This window comes from Xenorhabdus santafensis (assembly GCF_033949405.1).
GTDB lineage: Bacteria > Pseudomonadota > Gammaproteobacteria > Enterobacterales > Enterobacteriaceae > Xenorhabdus > Xenorhabdus santafensis.
The window spans coordinates 1-19130 of the sequence record NZ_VCDN01000029.1 but is presented as its reverse complement, the minus strand read 5'-3'; the positions used below and the strand labels follow the sequence as shown (position 1 = coordinate 19130).

19 protein-coding genes are annotated in these 19130 nt (G+C 40.7%); 11 read left to right on the top strand and 8 right to left on the bottom strand.

What is annotated here, in order from left to right:
• Nucleotides 1–800, top strand: an 800-nt coding sequence (locus FE392_RS08505) for a hypothetical protein (RefSeq protein WP_319929802.1), incomplete at its 5' end; no start/stop codon positions are given.
• Between the two features lie 199 nt (nucleotides 801–999).
• Entirely contained in the window at nucleotides 1000–1473 is a 474-nt protein-coding gene (locus FE392_RS08500; protein ID WP_319929801.1) for a DUF3828 domain-containing protein, read from the top strand.
• An 89-nt stretch (nucleotides 1474–1562) separates the two neighbouring features.
• On the opposite strand, the gene FE392_RS08495 is transcribed toward FE392_RS08500, so the two are convergent.
• Together FE392_RS08495 and FE392_RS08490 are read right to left on the bottom strand one after the other, a co-directional pair.
• Nucleotides 1563–1958: a structural protein gene (locus FE392_RS08495; protein ID WP_319929800.1), complete on the bottom strand. Its 396-nt coding sequence runs from the start codon at nucleotides 1956–1958 to the stop codon at nucleotides 1563–1565.
• A complete protein-coding gene (locus FE392_RS08490) occupies nucleotides 1958–2272 on the bottom strand; it encodes a phage holin, lambda family (protein WP_092510430.1) in 315 nt (104 codons plus the stop codon). The genes FE392_RS08495 and FE392_RS08490 overlap by 1 nt, the downstream gene beginning before the upstream one ends.
• Before the next feature lie 481 nt (nucleotides 2273–2753).
• Here FE392_RS08490 and adiA point away from each other — a divergent pair, with 481 nt between their 5' ends.
• From adiA to FE392_RS08465, 5 genes are all read left to right on the top strand, one after another.
• On the top strand, nucleotides 2754–5027 hold the full coding sequence (adiA, locus tag FE392_RS08485) for an arginine decarboxylase (protein ID WP_319929799.1): 2274 nt from the start codon (nucleotides 2754–2756) through the stop codon (nucleotides 5025–5027).
• A 16-nt stretch (nucleotides 5028–5043) separates the two neighbouring features.
• Nucleotides 5044–6372, top strand: coding sequence for an arginine/agmatine antiporter (gene adiC / locus FE392_RS08480; RefSeq protein ID WP_319929798.1), 1329 nt, complete (start codon nucleotides 5044–5046; stop codon nucleotides 6370–6372).
• Between the two features lie 30 nt (nucleotides 6373–6402).
• On the top strand, nucleotides 6403–6525 hold the full coding sequence (locus FE392_RS08475; RefSeq protein WP_319929797.1) for a hypothetical protein: 123 nt from the start codon (nucleotides 6403–6405) through the stop codon (nucleotides 6523–6525).
• A 172-nt stretch (nucleotides 6526–6697) separates the two neighbouring features.
• Complete coding sequence (locus FE392_RS08470) at nucleotides 6698–7126, top strand: universal stress protein (RefSeq protein WP_319929796.1); 429 nt, start codon at nucleotides 6698–6700, stop codon at nucleotides 7124–7126.
• A 140-nt stretch (nucleotides 7127–7266) separates the two neighbouring features.
• Nucleotides 7267–7704 carry a universal stress protein gene (locus tag FE392_RS08465; protein ID WP_319929795.1) on the top strand — a complete coding sequence of 146 codons (438 nt, stop codon included), beginning with the start codon at nucleotides 7267–7269 and terminating at the stop codon, nucleotides 7702–7704.
• A 156-nt stretch (nucleotides 7705–7860) separates the two neighbouring features.
• Here FE392_RS08465 and FE392_RS08460 read toward each other — a convergent pair whose 3' ends face one another.
• Nucleotides 7861–8043, bottom strand: coding sequence for a hypothetical protein (locus FE392_RS08460; protein WP_319929794.1), 183 nt, complete (start codon nucleotides 8041–8043; stop codon nucleotides 7861–7863).
• 291 nt (nucleotides 8044–8334) lie between these two features.
• Here FE392_RS08460 and FE392_RS08455 point away from each other — a divergent pair, with 291 nt between their 5' ends.
• Nucleotides 8335–9339, top strand: coding sequence for an endonuclease (locus tag FE392_RS08455; protein WP_319929793.1), 1005 nt, complete (start codon nucleotides 8335–8337; stop codon nucleotides 9337–9339).
• A gap of 459 nt (nucleotides 9340–9798) precedes the next feature.
• Nucleotides 9799–10587, top strand: coding sequence for a phosphate starvation-inducible protein PhoH (gene phoH, locus FE392_RS08450; protein WP_319929792.1), 789 nt, complete (start codon nucleotides 9799–9801; stop codon nucleotides 10585–10587).
• Nucleotides 10588–10697: 110 nt separating this feature from the next.
• Here phoH and FE392_RS08445 read toward each other — a convergent pair whose 3' ends face one another.
• The 5 genes from FE392_RS08445 to FE392_RS08425 form a co-directional block, all read right to left on the bottom strand.
• Nucleotides 10698–11942, bottom strand: coding sequence for a hypothetical protein (locus tag FE392_RS08445; RefSeq protein WP_319929791.1), 1245 nt, complete (start codon nucleotides 11940–11942; stop codon nucleotides 10698–10700).
• A 329-nt stretch (nucleotides 11943–12271) separates the two neighbouring features.
• Nucleotides 12272–13501: an ATP-binding protein gene (locus tag FE392_RS08440; RefSeq protein WP_319929790.1), complete on the bottom strand. Its 1230-nt coding sequence runs from the start codon at nucleotides 13499–13501 to the stop codon at nucleotides 12272–12274.
• Nucleotides 13502–13564: 63 nt separating this feature from the next.
• On the bottom strand, nucleotides 13565–13750 hold the full coding sequence (locus FE392_RS08435) for a DUF2474 domain-containing protein (RefSeq protein ID WP_319929789.1): 186 nt from the start codon (nucleotides 13748–13750) through the stop codon (nucleotides 13565–13567).
• The gene (gene cydB / locus FE392_RS08430) at nucleotides 13707–14714 is read right to left on the bottom strand and encodes a cytochrome d ubiquinol oxidase subunit II (RefSeq protein WP_319929788.1); all 1008 of its coding nucleotides are present in this window, start codon (nucleotides 14712–14714) and stop codon (nucleotides 13707–13709) included. Before cydB ends, FE392_RS08435 begins: the two co-directional genes overlap by 44 nt.
• Nucleotides 14704–16053, bottom strand: coding sequence for a cytochrome ubiquinol oxidase subunit I (locus tag FE392_RS08425; RefSeq protein ID WP_319929787.1), 1350 nt, complete (start codon nucleotides 16051–16053; stop codon nucleotides 14704–14706). The genes cydB and FE392_RS08425 overlap by 11 nt, the downstream gene beginning before the upstream one ends.
• 471 nt (nucleotides 16054–16524) lie before the next feature.
• Here FE392_RS08425 and FE392_RS08420 point away from each other — a divergent pair, with 471 nt between their 5' ends.
• The gene (locus FE392_RS08420) at nucleotides 16525–17946 is read left to right on the top strand and encodes an aminotransferase-like domain-containing protein (protein ID WP_319929786.1); all 1422 of its coding nucleotides are present in this window, start codon (nucleotides 16525–16527) and stop codon (nucleotides 17944–17946) included.
• 125 nt (nucleotides 17947–18071) lie between these two features.
• A complete protein-coding gene (locus FE392_RS08415; RefSeq protein WP_319929785.1) occupies nucleotides 18072–18641 on the top strand; it encodes a HutD/Ves family protein in 570 nt (189 codons plus the stop codon).
• Nucleotides 18642–19130 lie beyond the last annotated feature (489 nt).

Sequence of the window (19130 nt, the reverse complement as noted above, 5' to 3'; positions counted from 1 at the left end):
ACTTATTAGTCGAATCCAAGATGGAATTTTATTTTTTAGAAAAAAACATTCCATTCACTGTACATATCACAATACCTTTTGCTAACATCTCCGATGGAGATTATATCGTTACTTATGCGGTAACTGATTCCGCTAATGTCAGACACTCTAAACCTTCACATGTTAAAATAATTAATACTGGTCGTGCGCCAATACCTTCCCTTTATTTTACAAGGGAAAATAATTCCGACCTGATTTCAAAAAACAGTGTGACTGCAATTCTTTGTAATGCTCCAACAATTGATAATATCAGAGTCATATTTTATCTCGCTGCACGTATGCCTGTCAGTTCTAAACTTTACACATATATGACTACGGGTAATGGCAATTGGTCACCTCTTATTGTATTACCCACCACAGCTAAAGATGGTGCTTATATTATTTTTACATCTCACGCTAACTATAATGGGTTTGTTTCTATATCCAGTAAGCCATCTGCTGATATTAATGTACATTTAGATGATGTATATGTGTTTCAATATTCAACTGACAGTAGAAAATGGACTTACCACCTTGGCCTTGGGAATAACGAATTTCCTACTAGCGGTGATGATGTAATATATATCACGCCAAATGATATAATTCCATCCGCTTATTTTATAGATACTGGCGGTCTCCCGCAGATTGTAAAAAACACTAACCCAAATGGTCAGGCAACAGCGGTAATCGCAAGTAATAAAATAGAAAATTTGACTGTCTTCGCTATGTTATACGATGATAATACTAAACATGATAGTATGGAAGTTAATTTCATACCTTAAAATAAAAATGGGTTCTACGGTATTTCTGCTCCGGCAAATTTCACCTATCCGCCACCACAATTCTGCTGTATGCTTGTGTTGGCGGAATCCTTATCCAGCAATGGATATAGCCAACTAACATTTGGAACAGCCATTTAGGTAACGACTTGCCATTAATAGATAATGGCATGAAATATGCCATCTAATTAACAGGTTAAAAATGAAACGATATTTTTCATTATATTTTATTAGTTTGTTGTTTTTGTATGGGCAGGCTACAGCTTATGCTGAATCAGAACAGCAATCGCCGGAGCTGGTCGTAAAAGAGTTTTATATATGGTATATGCAGGAATCAATGATGCCTTGGGAACTTTATCAAAATAAACTCAAAGAGTATGTTTCTGAATCATTACTGAAAAAAATTCATGATGCCACAAGCTGTAGTGAGCCAGGAGATTATGACGATTGTGGTTCAACAGAAGTGGAATATGGCGTGAACTACTATGTTAAAGCTCAAGATATTTATGATTATTGGTTAAATGTCGATGTTATTCCAATCAGTAAAACTGAGACTGTGGCTAAAATGAAAGTTATTTTAGGTAAAAAAGGTGATTATCCCAACTATCTTTTAGTGACTTCAGAAAAAGAAAATAAAAATTGGAAAATAGTTTCAGTCAAAAGTTTTCATAGGTAGAACAAGAAATAATCTATACTTTGGCTAAACAAAAAATATCAGAATTCACATGAATTCTGATATTTTATCAGCGTGTTTTATAATAAGCCTTACAGCAATTCAAACGCCCGTTCGATAATCTCATCAGAATAAGGCTGTTGGCCGTTTTCCATCTGAATAATCGCTTTAACCAGCCGCGTCATTGTGATTTTATTATCCACATCAATAACCGCATTGTTAGGAATATCGACCGCCTTGCATACATAGGCAATATAATTTTCGGTGTTATTTTCATTGGGAGGTGCCCAACGGGAAATAAACTGACGGATGGTATTATACCCGTATTTTCGTTCGTAATTACGCAAGATTTTCAGCATGGCGCGTATGCCATACTCAGGCGCTACAAATTGGCAAAATGATTTATCTGTTTGTATTTCACGCAAACCTTGCCATTTATCGTGGTGGCGAATATTGCCCGGATTATGGTTACGGATCCCTCTTGTCATTATTTATCTCCTAAACGTTTGTTAATTGCTCGGGCAGCAAATTCCCGAATTTTTTCGACGCCAATAAAACCAACAGCACCACCGAGAGCGGGGGAAACACTGCTTGGAATGCCAAATAGTTCCAACCCGCTGGAAAATCCCCACGACAGCGCTCCGCACAGCAGCGGTTCAACCCAGCGATTTTTCCGCTCGACACCGTCATAAATCAGGCGGCCATAACAAATCATGATGGCCAAAATAGAACCGGATATTTGTGGCCATGAGTTTTTCATTCCATTAAGTAAATCAGCCCATAAATCAGGATGTTCTTTCATGATTAATTCCATATTTGAGTGATGGGCATCATGGCGACAGAAATTGGCAGGAAGTTGAATCTGGTGATATAAGGCAAAATTGCCCGTCAATCGGTGAAATTGTGATTAGCTTCCTGCACTCATTCAATGATGTCCCGTACTCTTTTATGGTAACGCCAATAAAGAAAATCCACATTGGGAGGCTATTGTGCTCTGTCCCTTACTTATCTGTCCTTGGCTTATTTGTTCCTTATTTGTTCATTTGTCTACTGAACGGTCTTTCTATTGATATCCCCACCTAAATTGCACAATTTAAAATAGGCACTATATTAATCAATGTGATTTTGTATAAAAAAATTATGTCACGACAAATAGTTATTTATAGTAATTATATCGCTGATATTTATGACCATCCTCCTGTGACAATCGTCAGACAGCATTGAAATCCTCTTGTCGGCTCAAGCGGAATTTGTCAGTTCAAGATAGTGTAAGGAAAAATGTCATGAAAGTATTGATAGCAAAAAATGAAGTAGGTACACGATATCATAGCCACTATATCGAAAACGCAGTGCAAAGGTTGGCAGAGAAATTAGCCGAAAAAGATGTTGAAGTTGTTGTTGCCGACTCTCTTGATGATAGCTATACGATTATTTCATCCAATGAGCCTTTCGATTGTTTAATGGTAAGCTGCGCGCTTATGGATGATGATTTATATCAAAGTATACAAAGATTGCTGAATAAACTATTTGAACGTCAGGAAAATGTTCCCGTCTTTTTATTAAGCGATAGGGAAAAAAGTATATTTTTGCTGAATCATGAATTGCTAGAACAATTGACAGAATTTGCTTGGATACTGGAAGATTCTGTGGATTTTATTGCTGGCCGCGCAATTGCAGCAATGCATCGCTATCGCCAACAATTACTGCCTCCTTTAATGTCTGCCTTGATGAAATACAGCCGAACCTATGAATATTCTTGGGCAGCTCCTGGGCATCAGGGGGGAGTGGGATTTAGTAAAACGCCTGCTGGTCGCCTGTATCATGATTATTACGGGGAAAATCTTTTCCGCACCGATATGGGAATTGAGCGTGCCTCATTGGGTTCGTTGTTGGATCATACTGGGGCATTTGGTGAAAGTGAAAAAAATGCCGCCAGAGTCTTTGGCGCAGATCACACTTATTCGGTTGTTGTTGGAACCTCTGGCTCTAACCGTACGATTATGCAAGCCTGTATGACCGAAGATGATGTGGTTATCATCGACCGGAATTGCCACAAATCCATCGAGCAGGGCTTGATCCTGACAGGTGCGAAACCTGTCTATATGCTGCCAAGCCGTAACCGTTATGGCATCATCGGGCCTATCTATCCGCAAGAAATGCAGGCGAAAACATTACAGAAAAAGCTGAAGCAAAATCCACTCACCAAAGATGTTGCCAATCAAAAGCCAGTTTACAGCGTCGTGACAAACTGTACTTATGATGGAGTTTGCTATAACGCGAAACATGTACAGGAATTGCTGGATAAAAGTGTTGATAGGATACATTTTGATGAAGCATGGTATGGATATGCCCGCTTTAACCCAATTTATCATGATCACTATGCAATGCGCGGTGATCCTAAAAAACATGCAGGGCCCACTGTTTTTGCCACGCATTCATCACACAAACTATTGAATGCGCTCTCGCAAGCCTCCTTCATTCATGTTCGTGACGGCCGCAATCCTGTCGATTTTTCTAGATTCAATCAAGCCTACATGATGCATGCGACCACATCGCCCCTGTATGCGATTTGTGCTTCCAACGATATCGCAGTTTCAATGATGGATGGCAATAGTGGTTATTCATTGACACAAGAAGTGATTGAAGAAGCTGTCGATTTTCGTCAGGCACTGGGTCGCCTGAATCGGGACTTTGACAAAAAAGGGGATTGGTTCTTTAAACCTTGGAACCAGGAACGTGTGACAGACCCCGCCACAGGCAAGAAAATTGCGTTTGAAGATGCGCCCAGAGATCTGCTGACGAAAGAGCAAGGTTGCTGGGTAATGCGCCCGGGAGATAGTTGGCATGGTTTTGAAGATTTGCCGGATGACTGGAGTATGCTCGATCCGATTAAAGTCAGCATATTGGCTCCGGGCATGGGCAAGAATGGCAAATTGCTAAAACAAGGGGTGCCGGCAGCACTGGTAACGGCATGGCTGAGCCAGCACGGCATTGTGCCTACCCGCACCACTGATTTCCAGATTATGTTCCTGTTCTCAATGGGGATAACGAAAGGAAAATGGGGTACATTGCTCAACACGTTACTGTCTTTCAAACACCATTATGATGCCAATACCCCGGTAAACAAGGTGTTGCCAGATTTGGTCAAACAGTATCCTGATGTCTACGACCACTTAGGATTGAAAGATCTGGGTGACAAAATGTTTGATTACCTGCGGAAGAATAATCCGGGGGAAAAATTGAATCAGGCTTATGCCGGTCTGCCTGAAATGGCGATGACGCCCCGAGCTGCGTATCAGGCGATAGTGTCCAACAATGTGGAAATGGTGGCGCTGGATGATTTGCCTCACCGTATTGCCGCGAACTCCATCATTCCCTATCCACCGGGTATTCCTATGCTCCTCTCCGGGGAAAACTTTGGCGACAAAACCAGTCCACAAATTGGTTATCTGCATGCATTGCAACAATGGGATCATCAATTCCCGGGCTTTGAGCATGAAACGGAAGGTACGGAGATTATCAACGGCGTTTATCACGTAATGTGTATAAAAAAGTGAATACGGGAAGATAATTATGGCTACAGTTTCTGATGCGAAAAAAGTCGGACTGATCCCCGTCACATTGATGGTTGCGGGGAATATCATGGGTTCGGGAGTGTTTCTGTTGCCCGCCAGTCTGGCTGCAACGGGAGGCATCGCCATTCTTGGTTGGTTGGTGACGATTATCGGTGCTGTCGGATTATCGATAGTGTATGCCAAAATTTCCTCTCTGGATGACAGCCCCGGTGGTTCTTATGCTTATGCAAGAAGGGCCTTCGGGCCTTTTCTTGGCTACCAGACCAACGTTCTGTATTGGTTGGCGTGCTGGATAGGAAATATAGCGATGGTGGTCATTGGGGTAGGTTATCTGGGTTATTTTTTCCCCATTTTAAAAGAGCCGGTTATCCTGACCATCACATGTATCGCAATATTGTGGGTATTCGTTTTTTTGAACATTATTGGGCCACACGTGATTACCCGGGTGCAGGCAGTGGCAACAACATTGGCATTGATTCCAATTGTGGCGACGGCGGTATTTGGTTGGTTCTGGTTCAAAGGCGAAGTTTACATGGATGCATGGAACGTCAGCGGATTGAGTACGTTCGGTGCCATTCAGAGCATTCTCAATGTGACCCTGTGGTCTTTCATCGGTGTTGAAAGTGCCTCAGTTGCTGCCGGTGTGGTCAAAAATCCCAAGCGAAACGTACCGATTGCGACTATCGGCGGTGTGCTTATCGCAGCAGTTTGTTACGTGTTGTCCAGTAGTGTGATTATGGGGATGATCCCCAATGAGGCATTGAAAATATCATCTTCACCGTTTGGTGATGCCGCCAGATTGGCATTGGGAGATACCGCCGGTGCGGTGGTTGCTTTCTGTGCCGCAGCCGGGTGCCTGGGATCGCTGGGAGGATGGACACTGCTCGCTGGGCAGACGGCTAAAGCTGCTGCTGATGATGGATTATTTCCGTCAATTTTTGCCAAAGTCAATAAAGAAGGTACACCAGTTGCGGGCCTGTTGATCCTTGGTATCTTAATGACGGTTTTCCAGCTCAGCAGTATATCGCCGAACGCAGCCAAAGAGTTTGGCCTGGTTTCTTCCGTATCGGTCATCTTTACCTTAATACCTTATTTGTACACGTGTGCCGCGCTACTGCTGATTGGTCACGGCCACTTGGGCAATGAAAAGACGAAATATGTTGTTATCACATTTATTGCTTTCATTTACTGTATCTGGGCGGTCTTGGGAACCGGATCAAAAGAGGTGGTCTGGACTTTGATCGTAATGATGATCATTACGGCAATGTACACGTTTAATTACAATACCAAACACCCGGTTGCGTTCCCATTGGATAAAAAAGATTAATCCAATTTTAGGATGTCACAAGGTGCTGAAATGTCAGCACCTTTTTTTTTTTTTGAAAGTATTACGGGAGCGTTTGTTGTTGAGCTCATTCAACGTGGTTATTACGCTATTGATTTGGAAACGCCTATAGTCAATCGCCAGAATCGTCGATGAAATAATCGCCAAGATGATGTGGTCGGCAATGATAGAGCATCCAGCAACTTGAAAGAGCAAGAGCATCGAGACTAACATGTTTAGGTGTTAGATAACTCACAGTAAGTTGCCTGAATTTCCATATAATAATGAAATCAGGATAACTGGGTATTTCAGTGATAGGAGCGTGCATATGTACAAAACTATTTTAGTACCAGTGGATATTTCGGAAGAAGATCTGACCAACAAGGCTGTTGAGAGCGCGCTTAAAATCGCCAAAGAAACGGGAGCAAAAATACATTTCCTGCATGTATTACCGATTTCATCAGCGATTATTAATGCTTATGCATTAGGCTATATGGAGATTAAAGATAAAGCGACTATCAAAGCGGAGCAAGCATTGAAAGCGCTGGCTGATTCTATGGATTTGCCGATATCCGACATCTCTTATTCGATAGCATTTGGTTCACCAAGGGACGAAATTGCGTCTACTGCCAGTGAAATCGGCGCTGATTTGATAGTTATTGGTTCAAGGCGGCCTAACATTACAACCCACTTATTGGGTTCCAATGCTTCAGGGGTTGTCAGATACGCAAAAACATCCGTATTGGTCGTGCGGTAAACAGTACGGTAAATAATGCGGCAAACATTACGATGAACCGCCATCGGGAAGAGTGAGTTAGTGATTGTATAAGTATTTGGTGACAGCTTTACGATTGACACTCAATAGATAACAGTGAGAACCGATACAGGGGAGTGTATATGTATAATACGATTTTAGTTCCAATCGATATCTCAGAAAGCGACTTAACTGATAATGCCATTAAACATGCAGAATATTTGGCAAGAATATCCAATGCAAAAGTCCATTTGTTTCACTCGGTGCCGGATATATCAAGGTTTTCAGTGAGCTATAGCTACCACTATGATTTATTAAGCGCCTTTGCCAAAAAAGCAATTGCGAATTCTGAAGAAGAGCTTAAAAAAGTCGTGGAACGAATTGATTTGCCTAAGGATAAGATATCATTCTCCGTCGCCTTTGGTTCCCCACGAGACAAAGTACTGTCTACAGCCCGTGAAATTGGTGCTGATTTGATTATCGTCGGTTCACGCCGGCCTGACATTTCAACCCATCTGTTGGGTTCTAATGCATCTGGCATTGTGGGATATGCTGATATTTCGGTATTGGTTGTAAGATAACTTTTCCCGTCCGGAAGGGGTTAATCTCGGGTAGTTTTACTCCTTTTTATAAAAACCGTGCAAAAATAGCACGGTTATTTTTTATCTATTAAAATACATTATCCTTTATTGGTTAATGATTCATTTTAATAATGTGTAGAGACAGAGAAATTTTACTTAATCAGAAAACGAATTCAAGGTAATATCTAATTGATTTTTCCCAGCAATGATAACCTGAATTTGTAAATTATTTTCTGAATTGTTAGTAGTAATGACTGTCACTTCTTCATTCCCTGAATATTTCTTTACAACTGTCAATAATTCTTGTTCAAGTTGTTCGGTTTTAGTGCTAATGGTCATTTATTCCAACAAATTCAAATGAATATTTAAAACATTGGCTTAATATTACTCAAATAATGATAATTCAATAGTTTAATAAACGTGATATTTTGGCGCTTAACAACCTCATAAAAGTCACTGTATCGTGTATTAAGTCATATTAATATTAATTAATTCAAATAATGAATGGGTTTCATCTTTATTGTTAAGGAAATAGTTGGGAAAAAATAGAGAATAATGTTTGTCATTACAGGGAATTGTCAGGCAGGATAATAGACGGATGTTAGGTACAATAAATAAATAGGTAATATTTTGAATAGTAAAATTGGCTTGTGGTCGCGTTATCTTTTGGTTTTTGGATTGGTTGTATCTTTCAGTGCATGGAGTATTCCAAGTAGCTTTGAACAAGCCAAAGTAGAGTCGAGAAAGAATGTCTATGAGGGGCAGGCGAAATCGGGCGTTGGCACACTGTATTGTGGCTGTGACTGGCAGTGGGTTGGCAAAAGTGGCGGACGTGTTGATTTGGCGTCTTGTGGATATCAAGTGAGGTCCCAACAGACAAGGGCGGAACGCATTGAATGGGAGCATATGGTTCCTGCGTGGGTTTTTGGGCATCAGCGCCAATGCTGGCAAGAAGGTGGAAGGAAAAACTGTGTTGGTAGTGATCCGGTATTTCGCATGATGGAATCGGATATGCACAATCTGGCGCCTTCAATTGGGGAAGTAAATGGTGATCGCAGCAATTTTGGTTATGGCATGGTTGCCCGAAATACACCGAACATGTACGGCGCATGTAGCAGCAAGGTGGATTTTAAATCACGCCTGTTTGAACCACGCGATAAAGTGAAAGGTATGGTCGCCAGAGTCTATTTTTATATGCACGATCGCTATAACTTGGCGATGTCACGCCAACAACAGCAATTGATGATGGCATGGGATCGCCAGTATCCGGTGGATGCATGGGAGCGCGACAGGGATAACCGAATTGCCCGAATTATGGGGCACCACAATCCATTTGTTACTGGCAGCAAAAAATGGGAATTGGGGCATAAAAACTCAGGTCAGGGATTGGTAACCTCTGCGGGTGCAGCGCAGCAAAGTAGCCTGCATGCGGCAGGTAATCAGGTATCAGGCAAAAAAGCTGCTGCCAAAACGGTACAGAATGAGATGATAAAAGGGAACAAAACAAGCCAGATATATCATTTAACACACTGTTCTAGTTATAAGAGAGTGGCGGATAAAAATACAGTATATTTTCGGTCAGAAAGAGAAGCCATAAAGGCGGGATATCACTTGGCCGGTAATTGTAAAAAATAATGCAACACTATGATTATTTGCTGCTTTTTAGATTTTTACAAACTGTGTGTTCAGTGAAAAATGACACAGTTTTTCACTAAAATTTTAGTGCCAACCTTGTCATAAATAAAAAACTGTCATTATACTGAAATTATAGTCCGTTAAATTAGATCAAAGAAAACGGAAAATATGAGGAATGTTAATGACAGGTACTAAAATTACATTCTCGGTTAGGAACCGGCAATTAAGATTGATGCTATTGATAAAAATAGCGATCTTGATGCCGGTTTTTTTATGGGCCTTAATGAGCTTAAAAGGGAGCTCCTGTCTGTTTGGAAATACCCAATAGGTTTCAAGTGACAGCCTGTAAGGCGATAACTTGAAAGAGGATAAAGCGATAACGCAGTTATTCTATCAATGTCAGTCATTTTTCAATGATAGAACACCGCAAATGCGAATCTAACGATAAGGTGTGCGACTATGGGTAGACAGAAAGCAGTGATGAAATCTCGCCGTGAAGTCAGGCGGTTATTAAAAAAAGATGTGAAACAGTCTCGTTACCGGAACAGTGATAATGTGACCTCATTGATGCAAATTGGGGGGATTGAAGTGATTGGGATGGCTCGCGAGAGCAGGGATACTTCAGAAATCTTGCCACGAACTGAAACCCAATACCGCTATATGCGCTCAATCAATAACAAACAGCTCATCATTGCCAATGGTGAAGCAGGATGTGGCAAAACTTATATTAGTACAGCGATGGCAGCTAATGCCTTAATTAATAAAGAAGTAGATAAAATTATTGTGACGCGTCCAGTATTGCAGGCGGAAGAAGATCTCGGCTTTCTGCCGGGGGATATGGCCGAAAAATTCGCCCCTTATTTTCGTCCTGTTTATGACGTGTTATTGAAACGCATGGGGACATCATTTCTACAATATTGCCTGCGCCCTGAAATTGGTAAAGTAGAAATTGCTCCTTTTGCTTATATGCGGGGGAGAACATTTGAGAACGCATTTGTTATTTTGGACGAAGCACAAAACGTGACCACTAGCCAAATGAAAATGTTCCTGACACGATTGGGAGAAAATGTAACTGTTATTGTCAATGGGGATATCAGTCAGTGTGATTTACCTGAAAATTTGACATCAGGACTACAGGATGCACTGGATAGATTTTCTAATGATGAAGACATCAGTATTATTCATTTTTCTCAACAAGATTGTGTCCGTTCCAAATTATGCCAAAAAGCGCTAACAGCTTATGATTAATAAATTTTAATTGCTAATCTGCCTCACTCCTTATTATTTCAAGGCGTGGGGCAGGGTGTGATTCGGTTTTTTATTAAATATATTAAATAAGATTTTTTTGTGTTAATCGATTATAAAGTAGAGAGGTATTTTCTGGCGCTGTCAAATTTATCAATATATTCCTTTTCTATATGATGATCCTTGTTTTCTGCTATCAATTTATTTGCACGCCTCAATTCTGAATAGGTTATTGGCGAGATATGATTAGGTGAGCCAATATCTTTATAACCAGCATGCCTCCATTTGTGATGGAAACTATTCTCATTAATATTGCTATCTACTTGGCTTGAAGGATTATATCCTTTCATATAGAACCTCAAGCCCTTGATGGGCGAACTGGGTTCTCTGGCTTCCTTTTCGGTCCAATCAATCGCTAGCTTAGATGTTTTTCTAAAAAAAGCTGTTAAGAAACTGCCTGTGATAATAGAAGTGTAATGATGATCTTCGTTATCCTGAAAACGATTTTTCATTAAATCATTATGATTGAAATTATTCTTATATAATCGTTCCTTCATCCTGTTATCAAGATTTTCCAACGCGGTAAAACCAGCTTTGTCACTTTCTAAAAATGAATCAAAAACTTGGGAACAGTAATCTTTGTTTTCAATATTATAATTATTATAAATGGATGAAGTGAAGAAATTATTGCCATTCCTTCTTCTGGTAAATCCTTCGTAATATCTGCAACCTTCATTATCAGCCAACAATTCTGCTATGCTTTGTGGATTATTGGGATCTTTTTTACCAATTGCTCCATATTTCTGCATAAATAGCCTTTTGCTATCATAACTAGCATTTTTTGCAAGAAAACCAGCCCGGTAGTTATCGTAAATTCTCTTTTCATCCTCTTTATCTTGGGCGCTTGCTCTCTTGGTAAGTGTCTTCTTCAGTGATAGCTGGTCTGACTTACTTTTTAAAAAATCACACCAACTTTTCAGTAAGTACATGACTGTGTGATGGTCTAACCCTGTCGCGTTTTTAATTTCCTGAATTTTTCTTTCCCTGTTGCATGCCTTGAGGGGATTATCTTTAAGGCCAAGGGTATTCCACAAAGAGTAGTAAAATTCATTAACTAACGTTTCTTCATTGTTTTTATTTTCCACGAAAGCGCTTTTATCATAACCAGAATTTATGAATTCCTTGATTGCGGAAAAATGATCATCTTTGGTTGCATAAATGCCTATGGCTTGGTTCAAATCATTGATAGCTATGTATACATCTTTATTTTCTTGATTTTCATTACGTAAATATAATTTTCTTAAGTAATCTTGACGATGCTTATCAAGTCCAAAGACGACAATAATATTTTTTTTCATTTCATTATCTCAAGTTTAATTTATTTTTATATTTAGCAGGTGGGAGTTGTTGGTTAATGCCATATGTCATGTTTCCAATAAATTAAATAAATCTATTAAAATCGTTTGCTTATTTAATTATTAATAAAAATAGCTCTGGTCGCAGTTGCTGTTTGTATAGAGTGCACTTATTTTCCAAGGTGGTTAACATATAATTTATATTAATGGTATGATGGAGAGCGAAAGCATAATAAGATTGGCGGCAATATAATGTATAACCTCTTTTATGTTAGTAATCAAAGTGGGTGTTCAAAATTAATATGTCGCAATATATGGAAAATAAATTAATTTCATTGCAATGTAAACTGAATTTCAATTTCTGTTCCACCCTTCTTCGGTTTTCTGATTTTCATTTGGCCTGACATCAGGGCTACGCGTTCGCGCATAATGGCTAATCCAAATTGTTCCCGTTCTGCCAATTTTTTGGGAATACCGCGACCATTGTCACTAATAACGAGAATGATTTTCTTTCCTATAGGATAAATGCGGATACTTATCCAGCTTGCGGACGCATGTTTATAACAGTTATTCAAGGCTTCTCTGATAATTTGTATCATATGTCGGCTATGACCAATGGGAATAACCTGATGAGTGATTCGATAATGTAAATCAATATCAAATCCTAACCGATTATTGAATTCTTTGATTAATGTTTTCAGTGATTCATGCAAATCATAATGATTCTTTTCTGTCCGCAGTGAAACCAGCATTTCTCTGAACTGTTGACCTGCAATATCAAGCTCTTCTTTGATCATTCTTAAGGAAATCAATCCCTGACGAGAGAATTTATCAGTGCGGAAGTGCAGGCTGTTTATTTGAATTTTCAAGAACAGGAATGATTGTGCAACCGTATCATGCAACTCTCTGGAAATGGCTTTTCGATCATCGGCGATACTCTGTTTAATTTGCTGACGTACGATCTTTTTGAGTGACAGGTGTTTTGCCAGTGCATCAACAACAGATTGAATTAAATTCCGTTCATAAACAGACAGATTTTGATCTTGATGGATAAGGATCTGAACCATCCCGTGAAATGTATGTTTGTCATACAAATCCCACTTTAGCATCCGTGACAAGTGGTTATTTGACACTTCATTCGGGTATTCAAAGTAGTATCTCTTTTGAGGGTGATAAAGTATGACCCTGGCTTCATCAAAAGAAATCAATTGATTAAGTTGGGAAAATACCATGTGAAAATTATCGGATAATGAAGCATTCAGGTTCAGTTGCGAGTGAACAGCTATAAGGAAACGAAGGTCATTTTTTTCTTGTCTTAAGATAGTTATTTTTCGTTGTTCAAGTGTAGTAAATAGCGTTACCCGGAACCCAATTAAATTCGCCCTGTGTAGTAAGATCAGTAAGTACAATGTACCCATAATGCTAAATGCCACCCACAGTTTTTCAAGTAACGTGAGTGGGGTGCTAAATCCCAGCAGCAGAAGAACAAACAAATTGATGGCGATAGCTGCACCACACAGCCAGCTTGTTAACGCCGTTGGGTTGCCAAAAAAGGTTTTCATCAGTTAAACAATTCTCCTGTTGCCCTGATCAAAACCTTAGCTTAATTAATTAAAAAGGGTTAATTATTGCCCGATTTTCATTCCTGCCATTGTCATTAAAGCGCGAAACAATCGGGAAACTGCATATAGCGTGAGTACGCTGCAAAGCCAAATTGTTACCATCCAACCTAAACGTTTCCATAACGAGGAATTGGTGCTTTGGCTTTCAGTGGTAGCCTTGGTTGTGATTGATTTTTCCTCTAAAGACATAATAACTCCAGAAAGTGTAAGTCAGGATGATAGGGATAATGAACAGTGCGCCAACAAGCATAAAACCTAACGATTGCGTTGGAGAGGCGGCCTCTTCGTAGCTAATGTAGGGCGGTATGATATTTGGCCAGATGCTGATCCCCAACCCGCTGAAGCCCATGAAAATCATTAATAAGGCTGTCAGGAAAGGAGCGTAATGGCTGGTGCGATGGTTAGCTTTCATTAGTTGCCAGCTTGACCAGAAAATCAGTAATGGTACAGGCATGAAGAAAAAGAGATTTGGCAGGCTGAACCAACGCTCAGCAATGGCCGGGTGGGCAAGGGGCGTCCAAATACTGATGATGGCAATAATGGCAAGCATCAATAGAGTTAAAGGGCGTAGGGCACGGTACATCTGTTTTTGCAGATTCTCTTCGGTTTTCATCACCAGCCAGCCGCATCCTAGCAGAGCATAAGCAACAACAAGGCCGAACCCACAAAAGAGAGGGAATGGGGCCAGCCAATCAAAATAACCGCCGGTATAGATGCGATTCTCAACAGGGAAACCTTCAATCACAGCTCCAACGACCACGCCTTGCGTAAACGTTGCCACGATTGAGCCGCCAATAAACGCCTTATCCCAAAAATGCTGGTGTTCTGGTGCCGCCTTGAAACGAAACTCAAACGCCACTCCACGAAATATCAGGCCCAATAACATGATTGTAAGGGGAATGCTCAATGCATCTAAAATGATGGCATATGCCAAAGGAAAAGCGCCAAATAACCCAGCACCTCCCAATACCAGCCAAGTTTCATTGCCATCCCAAACGGGAGCGACGGTATTCATCATCAAATCGCGGTCGGATTTATTTTTGACCAAGGGATATAAAATGCCGATGCCCAGGTCAAAACCATCCATGACGATATACATCATGATGCTGAATATGATGATCAGAAACCAAATGAGAGAAAGATCAATACCCATTGGCTGGCTCCTTATTGGAATTTTTATTAATGCCGTTACGGATAAGTTTCATCATATAGGCATAACCCACGCCGAAAACACAGGCATATACGACGAAGAAAATCAGCAGGCTGACACTCATGTGAATATCGCCATGCGCAGATACTGCATCTTTGGTGCGCAGCAGACCATACACGACCCACGGTTGACGGCCAACTTCCGTTGTAAACCAACCGGCAAGGATTGCGATAAGGCCGGAAGGCGCCATTAACAGCATGAAACGGAGAAAGAGGCGATTCTCATACAAACGTTTTTTATGGCGCAGCCACAGCCCCCAAGCCCCGGCTAAAATCATCAAAAGCCCCAGACCGACCATGACACGAAATGACCAGAACACAATGAGCGAATTTGGGCGATCTTCCGGTGGAAACTCTTTCAGTGCCGGCACTTGTTTATCTAAGCTATGGGTCAATATCAGGCTGGCAAGGTAGGGAATTTCGATGGCATAACGCGTTTTTTCCGCTTCTTGGTCGGGAATGCCAAACAGAATCAAAGGAGTGGCTTCCCCGGGCCGATTTTCCCAATGCCCTTCCATCGCGGCGATTTTGGCTGGCTGGTGTTCCAGCGTATTCAGACCGTGCATGTCACCAATCAGGGCCTGCAATGGCGCGATAATCAAAATCATCCACATCGCCATTGACAGCATTTTCCGCATGGCGGATGAATCATTGCCTTTCAGCAAGTGCCAAGCGGCGGATGCGCCAACAAAAAAGGCCGAGGAGAGAAATGCGGCAGTACTCATGTGCAACAAACGATAAGGAAAGGAGGGGTTGAAAATCACGGCCAACCAATCAACCGGAACAATTTGATTGTTGATGATTTCATGGCCTTGCGGTGTTTGCATCCAACTGTTGGAGGCCAATATCCAGAAGGTGGAAATAATCGTACCGAGTGCCACCATGCAGGTTGCGAAAAAATGCAGTTTTTCACCAACCCGATTCCAGCCAAACAACATAACACCAAGAAAACCCGCTTCAAGGAAAAATGCAGTCAGCACTTCATAAACCAGCAAAGGGCCTGTAATTGAACCGGCAAAATCGGAGAAAAAGCTCCAGTTGGTGCCGAACTGATAAGCCATGACTAAACCAGAAACTACTCCCATGCCGAAATTAACGGCGAAAATTTTTGACCAGAAGTGGTATAACACTTTGTAGTCTGTATTGCGTGTTTTAAGCCATAAACCTTCCAATACCGCCAGAAAGCTGGCTAATCCGATGGTAATGGCAGGAAAGATGATGTGAAAAGAAACCGTAAAGGCAAACTGTATCCTTGCGAGTTCAAGGGCATTTAATCCAAACATAGTGACCCCGTGTTTAAAACTATTGATATATGGGTAAACAAAGTTGAAAAATATCGGCAAGTAAAACATAACCGCGATAGGTATAATAGTTACAGTTTGTGGATTTTCAAATATAACAGTTGGTTTTTTTATAATAAATTACGGCGGAATGTATTAATAATATTACTGATTAATGAGTGGCGTATTAATAATTTCATAGGTGATTTTATGATGAGATAACAAGAGTTGGAATTAAACAAATCACACTAATAACTATATTAAATTAATAATTAAGAAATTATTGTCAATAAGAAGCACTTATACTAATAAAAATTAACAATGAATAATATTCCATAACAATTAAATAGCGAAGCGTTTTCTTTAAAAAAATTAATTAAAAACATAACGTGATTGCTGTTTCTTGCTATATAGGCTATAGCATTTTTTATTTTCTTATTATTTACTATAACAATTTAAGAAAAGGCTAGACTTATGACGCGATACGAACAGTTGGCTGGCATGATCCGCCAGCAAATAGAAGACGATATTTGGCAAGTGGGTGATCGGTTGCCATCACTGCGGGAGACGGTGAAATCGTCAGGATTGAGCTTGATGACAGTATTGCAAGCCTATCAGTTGTTGGAAAGCCAGGGATGGGTCGTAGCGCGGCCTCAATCAGGATATTACGTCGCAATGCGACTGAAGCCTTTTGCTGCGGCAAAGGGAGGAAAGGGGCTTAATTTAAGTGAGAATGTAGAGATCAGCGCTTCTATTTTTGATGTATTGCAGGCATGCAAGGATCCGCAAATTATCCCTTTCGGCTCAGCATTTCCCGATCCCTCATTATTGGTGGAGCCTAAGTTATCAAAAACACTGGCTTCAGTTGCCCGCCGGTTCGTTCCGCACAACTCATTAGCTAATTTGCCTCCGGGCAACGAAAAGCTACGCCGCAATATCTCGCGTCGTTACGCATCTTATGGCATCCATGTTTCACCGGATGAGATTGTCATTACTGCGGGGGCAATGGAGTCATTAAGTTTCAGCCTGCAATCAGTGACTTCACCGGGAGATTGGGTAGTGATTGAATCGCCGGCCTTTTATGGCGCATTGCAGGCAATAGAGCGATTACGCTTGAAATCCATTGCTATTAAAACGGATCCACATACAGGCATTGACTTGGATTCATTGGAAGAGATTGTACAAAAATATCCGATCAAAGCTTGTTGGCTGATGTCGCGTTTTCAAAATCCGCTTTGCAGCACGATGCCGACCAAACATAAACAACGGCTGGTGGAAATTTTGAACCGGAATCAAATCGCTTTGGTGGAAGACGATGTATATAGTGAACTGTATTTCGGGCAAGAGCCTCCGGAGCCGATAAAAGCATGGGATACAGAAAATAATTTCATGCACTGTTCGTCATTTTCAAAATGTCTTGCGCCCGGCTATCGAGTGGGTTGGGTAGCTGCAGGGAAACATGCGAAGAAAATTCAGCAGTTACAGATAATGAGCACCGTGTCAGCCAGTACGCCGACACAGTTGGCCATTGCGGATTATCTGACACAGGGAGGATATGACAATCATCTGCGGCGGTTGCGGCGGCAACTGGAGCAGCGGCAAAGCCAGATGTTACGTGCAATCAGAGATTACTTTCCTCAATCAGTGAAAGTGAACAGTGCCCGTGGCGGTTATTTTCTCTGGTTGGAGTTTGAACCGCCTTTCAATGCCAATCGGCTGTATAAGCTGGCATTGGCCAAAAATATCAGCATTGCGCCGGGGTGCATGTTCTCTACCAGTTCCCAATTTGATCATGCTTTTCGTCTGAATACGTCGTTTGCATGGAATGAGGCACAGGCTTCAGCAATGAAAGAATTGGGGGAGCTATGCCATGCACTTTTACGAGAATGCGGGTAATCAATCACATTTCAATCATTTGGATATTGTCGTCAGGGTAATTATTTGCGAATGTTTCTGTTAACAATTCGACATTAACCATCTTTTGGTGTTGTAGACAGAATATAAAGTAGTAAAGGAGTGGCATGAAAATGAAATGTTTTGATTATGCAACGTTACCAAGAGAGCAATGGTCTGAAGGGAAAGGCGAAACCAGAGACATAGTCTGCTGGCCTGTATCGGATGATTTTGCTTGGAGAGCTTGCTTCACAACCATCCATAAAAGTGGAGAACTGGGACAATATCCTGATATTGAGCGCTCTATTATTCTATTGAAAGGAAAAGGCATTCGCCTGACCAGCCCAGGATATCTGGAACATGATTTGGTGAAAAAAATGGAGCCATTCCATTTTTCGGGTGACATACGGGGGCATGCTGAATTATTGGATGGCTCCGTTCAGTGTTTCAATATCATGACACGTCGCTCATGTTGGGTGTCTGAAATCTCGGTGGTTTCAGACGAACGTTCATTGCCAACATTGCATAGCGGTGTCCTATACGTTTTAAAAGGTCGTTGGGAGATGAGTGGCTCGGAGTGTGTCCAGCTTGCTTTTGGACAAGGGGCATGGTGGTTGCCGGATATTCGAGAAGGAACGATTAAACCATTGGTTGCTGACAGTCAGTTATTGTGGGTGGATTTACGTCCCTTTGGATGAATTTAACCGAGATTGGATACAATAAAATAAGCGACTTGATATAAAACCAAGTCGCTTATTTTATTGTGATTTTGGTTGTGCTGACTATGGCTATAAATTTTTATTTATTGTGTGAATACAAGATACATTTAAATGGAATTAACCTGTTATGCAAATAGGTTATATTTATAATACCATTTAGGATTTATCTCAACACAGGGGATGAATTAGGATTTTTTATTGTATTTATATCGTGAATGGTTTTGTGTTGTTCAATAAAATAAGTGGAATGGCTTATTTTTAAAATAAAAAATGACTTTTTTTGAATTTGTCTCTTATATCCTGAAGCGAGTGGATCGATCTTTTGGCATATAAACAGATAAGATTATATAAAGATCACCCTTTTTGAGGGCGTAAACTATTTGTTACATTATTACATTGTTGTTGAAGTCCCCCCGGTTTTCATTTAAATAATCCCCCCTATTAAATTTTAGACTGTTTTTATTTGCC